8 protein-coding genes and 2 tRNA genes are annotated in these 9,158 nt (G+C 45.3%); 8 read left to right on the top strand and 2 right to left on the bottom strand.

Features of this window, described 5'->3' with window-relative positions; translation table 11 throughout:
• The first annotated feature begins 68 nt into the window (after positions 1-68).
• The 3 genes from MSA64_RS02170 (at position 69) to MSA64_RS02160 (ending at position 1,875) form a co-directional block, all read left to right on the top strand.
• Positions 69-141 (top strand) — tRNA-Asn (locus MSA64_RS02170).
• 119 nt (positions 142-260) lie between these two features.
• Positions 261-334: transfer RNA gene (locus tag MSA64_RS02165), tRNA-Pro, on the top strand.
• A gap of 299 nt (positions 335-633) precedes the next feature.
• Complete coding sequence (locus tag MSA64_RS02160) at positions 634-1,875, top strand: MFS transporter (RefSeq protein ID WP_287890339.1); 1,242 nt, start codon at positions 634-636, stop codon at positions 1,873-1,875.
• A 63-nt stretch (positions 1,876-1,938) separates the two neighbouring features.
• Here the strand turns inward: MSA64_RS02160 and MSA64_RS02155 are convergent, their stop codons facing one another.
• On the bottom strand, positions 1,939-2,847 hold the full coding sequence (locus MSA64_RS02155) for a CehA/McbA family metallohydrolase (protein WP_154433196.1): 909 nt from the start codon (positions 2,845-2,847) through the stop codon (positions 1,939-1,941).
• Positions 2,848-2,861: 14 nt separating this feature from the next.
• On the bottom strand, positions 2,862-3,332 hold the full coding sequence (locus MSA64_RS02150) for a DUF6669 family protein (protein WP_154433197.1): 471 nt from the start codon (positions 3,330-3,332) through the stop codon (positions 2,862-2,864).
• A gap of 263 nt (positions 3,333-3,595) precedes the next feature.
• Here MSA64_RS02150 and MSA64_RS02145 point away from each other — a divergent pair, with 263 nt between their 5' ends.
• The 5 genes from MSA64_RS02145 to MSA64_RS02125 all read left to right on the top strand — a co-directional run.
• Positions 3,596-4,513 carry a PHP domain-containing protein gene (locus tag MSA64_RS02145; protein ID WP_277664115.1) on the top strand — a complete coding sequence of 306 codons (918 nt, stop codon included), beginning with the start codon at positions 3,596-3,598 and terminating at the stop codon, positions 4,511-4,513.
• Positions 4,514-4,755: 242 nt separating this feature from the next.
• A complete protein-coding gene (locus MSA64_RS02140; RefSeq protein WP_287890334.1) occupies positions 4,756-5,541 on the top strand; it encodes an endonuclease/exonuclease/phosphatase family protein in 786 nt (261 codons plus the stop codon).
• A gap of 119 nt (positions 5,542-5,660) precedes the next feature.
• A complete protein-coding gene (locus MSA64_RS02135; RefSeq protein WP_287890333.1) occupies positions 5,661-6,614 on the top strand; it encodes an ABC transporter permease in 954 nt (317 codons plus the stop codon).
• Between the two features lie 52 nt (positions 6,615-6,666).
• Complete coding sequence (locus MSA64_RS02130; protein ID WP_287890332.1) at positions 6,667-8,418, top strand: extracellular solute-binding protein; 1,752 nt, start codon at positions 6,667-6,669, stop codon at positions 8,416-8,418.
• Between the two features lie 84 nt (positions 8,419-8,502).
• Positions 8,503-9,158 (top strand): carbohydrate ABC transporter permease (locus MSA64_RS02125; RefSeq protein WP_287890330.1); only part of this gene is annotated, 656 nt, incomplete at its 3' end.

Genomic DNA, 9,158 nt, shown 5'->3' with positions numbered 1-9,158 from the left:
TAGGAAGAAGGATGTTACGTGTGTGCAGTTTTGAAGGTACATGGAGAGAAAAGAGAGAAAGAGAATGATCCTCCATAGCTCAGTCGGTAGAGCATGCGGCTGTTAACCGCAGTGTCGTTGGTTCGAGTCCAACTGGGGGAGCTTTTTTATGCCGCAAGGCAGAAAAGCTCGGAGGTATAAATATAAAAATGAAAAATTTTATTGACAAATAAAATTTTATCATATATAATAGTTATTGCTGATGAGCAATAATTAAATATCGAAGCGTGGCTCAGTTTGGTAGAGCGCTGCGTTCGGGACGCAGAGGTCGTGGGTTCGAATCCCGTCGCTTCGACTCCTTGGCAGGGGCACCGGAACACTTGAGAGATCAGGGTTCCGGTGTTTTTCGTTATGCTATTATGCTATATTCTGGTTATAAGGTTTGTAAGAATTTGATTGCAACAATTGAATCGTAGAAAAATCCACTGTGGGTGATAGTTTTTTCTATTGCAACAGTGGATTTTTCTACGTTAAGATGTATATGAAAAATCAGAATAAAAAAACAGGAGCACAGGATGAGAGGAAAAGGCATACATTCAAAATCGATCTTTGTACAGCTAATAGTAAATTGAAAATCCAAGGGATGCGCAGCTGTTGTTTTTGCTGTGCTGGTTTGTTTATTTTACCTCCTATATCGGGCGGTTGAATTATTCGTCAGCGATGACGGCGATGATTCAGGAGGCAGTTCTGACGAAAAGCCAGGCAGGATTTATCAGTATGGTATATTTCTTCGCTTACGGGATCGGACAGTTCTGTAACGGGATGCTGGGTGACCGGTTTCACCCGGGAAAGATGATTTTTGTCGGCCTTGCGATCGCGGCAGGGGCGAATCTGTGCATGGGATTTGTCGGCGGATTCGGAGCGATGGCAGTGGTCTGGGGGATCAACGGGTATGCACAGGCAATGATCTGGCCACCGGTGATTCGGATCTTCGCGGAGATGGTGAGCCGGGAACAGAAGATGAAGTTCTGCGTCAATATCGTATCCTCACAGGTGGTAGGAACGCTGGCTTCGTATCTGCTGGCGGCAGTTGTGATGTGGCTGATCGGATGGAGAGCCGTGTTCGGCGCGGCAGCGATCTGTCTGTGTGTGATGTCAGTTATCTGGATCATTGGGTTTGAAAAGATTGAAAAATGTGGAAAAAACCCGGAGGAAGAAACGGCAGATGTGGATAACGCTGAATCTACAGCTGCGAAAACGGCAAATACAGGAAAACAGGCATGGCTTGGTTTCGGCATCCTGATGGTATTATTCCCGGTGATCATCCACGGCATGTTAAAGGACGGAGTGACGACATGGGTTCCGACGTATATTACGGAGACTTTCCTCACATCTCCGGCATTTTCCATTCTGGTGACAACCGTGCTTCCGATCGTCAATTTGACAGGGGCTTATCTGGCACAGTACCTGTATCAGAAATGCAAAAAACAAGAAGCAGCTGCAGCTGTATGGCTGTTTCTGATCGCAGTGCTGGCTCTGACGGGCATTTGGATCGGAAAAGATACTTCGATGATCCTGACCATTGTACTGTTTGCGATGACAACGGCATCTATGATGGGTGTTAACACGATATTTGTCAATTTCTTCCCGCTTCGCTATGAGGCGATCGGAAAGGTATCAACGGTGTCCGGTTTTATGAACGGTATGGCATATGTGGGAACGGCGGTATCCACGTTTACGATCGGTGTTCTGGTAGAACAGAAAGGCTGGAACGTGACGATAGGAAGCTGGATAGTGATGACATTCCTGGCGCTGGTGGTGTGCATGCTTGGGAAGAAAGAAATTCTTGCAACAGACGGAATGTCCCAGAAAAAAATGAAAAATAAGACAGCATAATAAAAAAGCTCCCTGACAGGTTCATGTCAAAAACTGACAGGGAGCTTTTTTTATTAGGGTGTCTTACAGATGCATCACGGGGCTTGTACATACGAGGTTTTCGATAATGGTTTCTTTCTCGAAAAGCATCGGGATAATAATAGCATGCTCTGCAAAAGAAGCCAGCGGGATCCGGTCGGAGACGTTGCAGGTGATGACCCGATCTTTGGTGCGGAGGGTGATCTTGTAATCATCCCCGGTGAGCGGTTCGTATCCCGGTTTTCCGGTCTGGTGGATGGTGAAGGTGAGTGCTTCTCCATCGTTATGTACTTCCAGCAGAGGTCCCTTGCATACCCAGGTACACTGGTTATGGATCGCATCGGAGAGTTCCTGGCAGACATCGCCGTGCGGTTCGCCCTGGATGTAGGTGGAGTAATGTCCGTGCAGGGTGCTGTCGCCATGAAGGTCCATGCCACAGGTAGCAGCCAGTTTTTCACCGGAAAGCACCAGATTTTCCCATAGTTTTACTCCTTTTTCATTGACTTCGTGAAGCGGTTCCGGGTTGTTGAAGATCTCGATGAAGTCACAGCAGGAATAATCCGTGATCGTCATCTCGAAACGGCAGCCCTGTGCGAACGGCCATCCGAAGGAATATGGATGTGCCACGCCGACCAGAGCTCCTTTTTTACGGGCAGCCCGGAAGAGAAGTTCCGGCTTGTGTCTGTTGATATTTTCCCACGGCACATACTCGGTCAGGTTCAGACAGAGAATGTGTCCGTAATAAGTGGTATATTCCATGCCGGGGATAAAGTCGATTGGCTGTGGATGCTCTTTCAGATAATTTTTAATTTTGCAATGTCCGGATATGGTGTTGTGATCAGTCAGGGCGAAGGCATCCACCTGGTCTGCCACCATAAAGTCCGTCAGTTCTTTGCAGGTAAATACTGCGTCGGATTCATTGGTATGATTGTGTAATTCCAGTCTTTTATACATAAAAAGTTCCTCCCTTAACGTGCGCGTACCGTCAGTAGGTAGTTGGTGTTATCCAGCAGCACGGAAAATACCAGGATGGTTACTTTTAATACACCCTCGATGGTTGACTGTGGGATACATCCTTCGGTAGCTTCTGTTGCGGTAAAATGCATGTGTCGGGTTGTCAGCTGTCTGTGAATGTTGCCGATGAAGGTATCATTCAGGGTTGCCATGGTATGAATCTCGGTTTTCATACCGTGATACACGGCATCTTCCCATTCCTCCGGTGTGCCTTCTTCCATACCATATTCTTTTTTACAGTAGTCAAGCAGGCGCTGTTTCAGTTCCGGAGTCACATCTTCCGGGCGGAAGTGCTGCGGTCCAAAAGAAAATTCAATATCCAGTTCTCCGTAAGTCTGATCCAGGCAGACGGTGTAGGAAATCTGACCGATAAAGTCTTTGCATAATTTTCCTTCTACCTGGTAAATGGTTTTCATCTCTTCCATAGTAGTCTCCATTTTCATTTGTAGGTTTTCTGTCCTTGCAGCCGGTACGATACCGACTGTGTATTCTCAGAATACGCAGACCGGTTGCCGATGTCAATAGTCTGAAAAAATTCGTAGAAAAGTCCAGTTATTTTAAAAGTTCTGTACATTATAGGAAAAAAACAGATTTGCTATAATGGTCGCAAATACGGAAGAAAGTAGATGCAACTGACGCCGGACAGATTGACGAAACTGGAAAATATGCGAAAATAAAGGAGAGTCATATGGAAAAGAGAACACTTTATAAAGAAGGAACTTACAAAAAAGGAAATCTTCACACTCACACGACCTGGTCGGACGGTATGCATACGCCGGCAGAGACTGCAAAACATTATCGCAGCAAAGGATATGATTTTCTGGCACTGACAGATCACTGGGTTTACGGGATTCATCCGGAACTGAACCGGGATGATTTTCTGGTATTTCCGGGAACGGAGCTGGATATTGAGCTTCCGGGAAGAAAGGATCATCATCTGGTAGGTTTCGGTCTGCCGGAGACAAACCGGATACCGGAACATTATACTTTTGAAGAAGAACGTAGAAACGGTGTGCTGACAACAGCGGAGCGTATCATCGAATATTTCGGACAGAGAGGAAATGTAACACTGTATGGTCATCCGTACTGGTCGAAAATCGATTCTACCGATATCAAATATCTGCAGGGTATGATCGGTATGGAAATCTACAACCACGGTTCCGAATTTTTCGGAAACAACGGTAATTCGGAGACGTATTTTGATCATTTTCTGTTTGTAAGAAATAAAATTTTCTGTTTTGCTACGGATGATGCTCATAATATCGGGGAACATGATCTGGGTGGATTTATCATGGTAAAGACGAAAGAATTTACCCACAGGGGAATCCTCGAGGCGATCAAAGACGGAAGTTTTTATGCATCTTCCGGACCTTTGCTCCATGATTTTTATGTGGAAGACGGAGTTGCACATGTGACCTGTGAGCCGTGTCAGCATATTTATTTTCAGACACCGCATCGGGGAGACTGTCTGTTCAGCGAGGAAGGGGATTGTCTGACCGAAGGGAGCTTTACGTTAAACGGAGATGAGGAGTATGTGAGAGTGACGATCAAGAACAGCAGAGGACAGAAAGCATGGACACAGCCGATCTGGTTGTGGCTGTTCTGATAGTTTTGATGATAGAAAGAAACTAGTACATCGTTTTCAAAATAACTGTATCATTTACTTGTCTACGAATCCGATTGCACAGTTTAAAAAGCCTCAGCGTAGCCCGCTACGCCTACGTTTTTTTAACTGCACACTCGAATCCGTATCCTGCGTGAATGATACAGTTATTTACGAAACGATGTACTAGATTGTGAAAGTGCTGAACAGTTGCGACAGAAAAAAGGACATACAGGAGGAAGAATATGTTAAAATTAGTGACTTTTAATATACGATGTGATTATGACCAGGATGGAGCCAACAGTTTTCGGTTCCGCAAACCTGTGATCTTAAAGAAACTTGCCGAAGAGAAACCGGATGTGATCTGCTTTCAGGAAGTCCTGCCCCATGTGGCAGCATGGCTGAAAGAGAACCTGACGGAATATACCGTGATCGGCTGTGGAAGAAGCGAAACACTCGAAGATGAACAGATGACTGTAGCTTTCCGTACGAAACGTCTGAACCTGATCAATATGGAAACGTTCTGGTTGTCTCCGACACCGTATGTGCCGGCAAGCAGATACGAGGAACAGTCCATCTGTCCGCGTGTGTGCACGGAAGTGGTACTGGAAGATCTTCAGGAGAAGAAAGTCTTCCGTCTGTGTGATGTCCACCTGGATCATCTCGGCGTGCAGGCAAGAACCCTGGGACTGTCTCAGATCCTAAAGAAGATGGATGATGCCGTTTTATTCGCCAACGCACCGGTGATCCTTGCGGGTGACTTTAACGCAGAGCCGGACGGAGAAGAATTTGCCGTGATGAGAGAACGGACAGATTATGTCAACTATACAGAGGGCATTGGCATTACCTATCACGGATTTGAACCGGAAGATGAATCGGAACGGATCGATTATATTTATATCAAAAAAGCAAAAGAAGGCTATGCAGGACTTACCTGCCGCAGTGTAAAAAAATGGGAAGACCGCGACAAAGAAGTATGGCTTTCCGACCATTATCCGATTTGTGCGGAACTTGAGTGGATAAATCTATAAAAAATACTGGACATTTTTCAGAGTGTAGATTTTTCCACTGGTGCCGGAAGAAATGTCCATTGTGAGAAAAACAGCTGCTTCGTATAATAGCCTCATCAAATAAATGAAGGAGGAAATCTATGAAAGCAGCAAGTGTTGAAAAGGCTAAAAAATATAAGCCGAAAAAACAGCCGCTGAAGAAACGACTGGTACGTTACTGGCCGTTGTATGTGATGCTGATTCCATGTATCATCTACTATGCACTGATCTGCTATGTGCCGATGGCGGGTTCTGTTCTTGCATTTAAGGATTATTCCTTTAAGAAAGGAATCTGGGGAAGCCCATGGATCGGTCTGAAATATTTCAAGACCTTCTTTTCCAGCTATGATGCACCACGACTGATTAAGAATACACTGACAGTCGGTGTGATCAAATGTATCCTGGAATTTCCATTCGCTATCATACTTGCCCTTTTGCTGAATGAACTTCGCAGCATGAAGTTTAAGAAGATCTCGCAGACCATCACATATCTGCCGCATTTTCTCTCTTCTGTTATTATCGTAACTATGCTGCAGAGAATTCTGGCACCAAACACCGGTGTTCTGAATCAGACAATCGCAGCACTGGGCGGAGATGGAAGCATATTCTTCCTGATGGAAGCAAAATATTTCTTCAGAATCCTGTTTTCCATGGATCTGTGGAGAAATATCGGATGGGATTCCATCATGTATCTGGCAGCAATCAGTTCCGTAGACCTGGCATTGTACGAGGCAGCAGAGATGGACGGATGCGGAAAACTGGGAAAAATGTGGCATATCACACTGCCGGGTATCCGGGGAACGATTGGTCTTCTGTTTATCATGGGAGTTGGCGGACTGCTTTCTTCCGGTGTAGAACAGATCTGGCTGTTACGTACACCTGGTAACATGTCTCTGGCTGATACCCTTGATGTATACGTTCTGCGTATGGGTATTCAGGGAGGACAGTTTGGATATGCAACGGCGATCGGTCTGATCCAGGGTCTGGTAGGACTGGTGCTTGTAGTAGTCTGCAACCGGATCTGTAAGAAGATCACGGAAGTCGGACTATGGTAACAAAAGGAATAAAAAAAGAAACCTGAGAATTCAACGAAGTGGAGGAAACTACATGAAAAAGAAAATCGTAAAACGCCTGATGGCAGCTTCCATGGCAGGAACACTGGCAGTGACCATGTTTGCAGGATGCGGCGGCTCATCTGATAGCAAAGACAGCAGTGCAAAAACAGAAGATACCAGTGAAGATAACTCTGACAAACCGGATACCTGGATCGCTGACCGGACCATCACCGTACAGGCTTACGTAGATGATATCGGAAATACGCTTCCAAAAGATTTTAACAACACCGAAACCATGAAAAAGATCACAGAACTGACCGGTATCAAACTGGATGTAAAATATACACCTGGTGACAGTGATGCAAAAGTTCTGGCTTCGCAGCTGGCTTCCGGAACCATCCCGGATGTTATCGTATCTTACCTGGATAACTCCACAAGACCGGAGTTCCCGCTTCTGTACAAAGCAGCAAAAGACGGAATGTTCGCAGATGTATCTGAATACATGAAAAACAGCGAAGTATATTCCAAATATTATGAAGACGATTATCTGCCGGACGATACAAAGAACAACATTGTATTCCGTGATGACCTGGATGGTGTATATCTGTGGCAGATGAGTATCGATGAAATTGACCGTTCTCTGGAATATAATGCAGATGAAGAATATGTAGGAGGTATGTATATTCAGAAAGCAATTGCAGATGATCTGGGGATTGATACCACAGCAATCAACACACAGGAAGACTTTTATAATCTGTTGGTTAAGATCAAAGAAGGCGGTTATACTGATGACAACGGAAATGCTGTCTATCCCTTGGGACCGAAATACTGGGGCGGATCTGTTGATGCTCTGAAATATATCGCAACCGGTTATGACTGGGGTGTAAGCGATGACTACAACCTGGATGAAAACGGCGATGTAAAGCATATCGCAGAAACCGATCATGTATATGATGAAATCAATTTTGTGAGAAAACTTCTGGATGAAGATCTGATGAACCCGGAATTCTTCACCATGGACTCTACCCGTGCAGAAGAAGTATCCAAAAACCACAACTCAGCAATTATCGCTGACGTGCATAATTACGAAGAGATTATTTACTCCAATGATGACTGGATCCCGTTAGGACCGTTGAACGATATTGCTGGTGACAACAAGGAAGTTGTACATGGAAAGAGCGGTCGTGGATGTATGGCAATCTCCGCAGATGCAGAGAATCCGGAAGAAATCTTCCAGTTCTTTGACTGGCTTTCTACAAAAGAAGGACAGATCATCGCACAGTATGGTACGGAAGGTGTATCCTACACAATGGAAGACGGCTACCCAAGACTGACAGATGAAGTTGCAGAAAAACTGAATGATGGAGATACAGATTATCTGATCAACACCATCGGTGCGGGATTCGGTGGATCCGGAAACTACTTCTTCGAGTTTGTTCTGACAAACAAAAACAACAAAGATAACTTTGGTGAGTCACGTCCGGGAGCATCTTCCGGTAACTCTACTTTTGCAAGAAGTGTACAGATTGCAGAAGACTACCCGGTAGAAAAGAAACTGGTTCCGGGGCTGGATGCAACAGCTTATATGTCCGCGGACGAACTTGCGGATGTAAAGACACAGATGGATCTGCTTGACTGGGATGAGACATTCGTACAGGCCTGCTTCGCAAAATCGGATGATGAAGTAAAAACAATCATCGAATCTTTCCGCGATCAGCTGAAGGCAGCAGGGATCGATCGTTTTGAGAAATACGTAAAAGATGTATACGAAGAGGATCCGGACTCTGTATCTTTCTACGACTAAGACAAAGAGATCCTGCCTGCCCCGGTGGCAGGCAGGGGAATGAAAAGCGGGTAAGTTACACTTACAGAAAGGATTGGGTACGCAATGCACAAAAGAAAGATAAAAGTTAATCCGGTGGATCAGGCACTTCAGATTCTGATCTATCTGATCATTATTGCACTCTGTCTGATCATTCTGCTCCCCTGCCTGAACGTAGTGGCGCTGGCATTCAACGACGGAGCTGATGCAGCGAGGGGTGGCGTATGGTTCTGGCCGAGACAGTTCACCATGGATAACTTCAAAGAAGTATTCAAAGACGGAAGTATTACCACAGCTTATGTGATCACGATCGCAAGAACTGTAATCGGAACGTTTTTAAGCTTAATGGTAACTACTCTGGCAGGTTATGCACTGAAACAGGAAGATCTGCCGGGAAGAAAGATCATCACCATGCTGATCACATTTACCATGCTGTTCGGTGGTGGTATGATCCCTACCTATATTCAGTACAAAAACTTACACCTGTTAAACTCTTTCTGGGTTTACGTGGTTCCGAGTCTGGTGAGCGTTACCTATCTGTTGATGGTACGAACCTTCTTCGAAGGAATCCCGGACAGCCTGGAAGAGTCAGCCAAACTGGACGGCTGCGGATTCTTTCAGACTTACCTGAAAATCATGCTTCCGTTAAGTAAACCGGTAATCGCCGTAGTTGGACTGTATACCGCAGTAAATCACTGGAACGACTGGTTTGCAGGAGCATT

The organism is Oliverpabstia sp. (assembly GCF_022785585.1).
In the GTDB taxonomy this organism is placed as follows: Bacteria; Bacillota; Clostridia; order Lachnospirales; family Lachnospiraceae; genus Oliverpabstia; species Oliverpabstia intestinalis.
The sequence above is the reverse complement of the archived record's forward strand: the minus strand, read 5'-3'. Positions and strand labels throughout refer to the sequence as shown.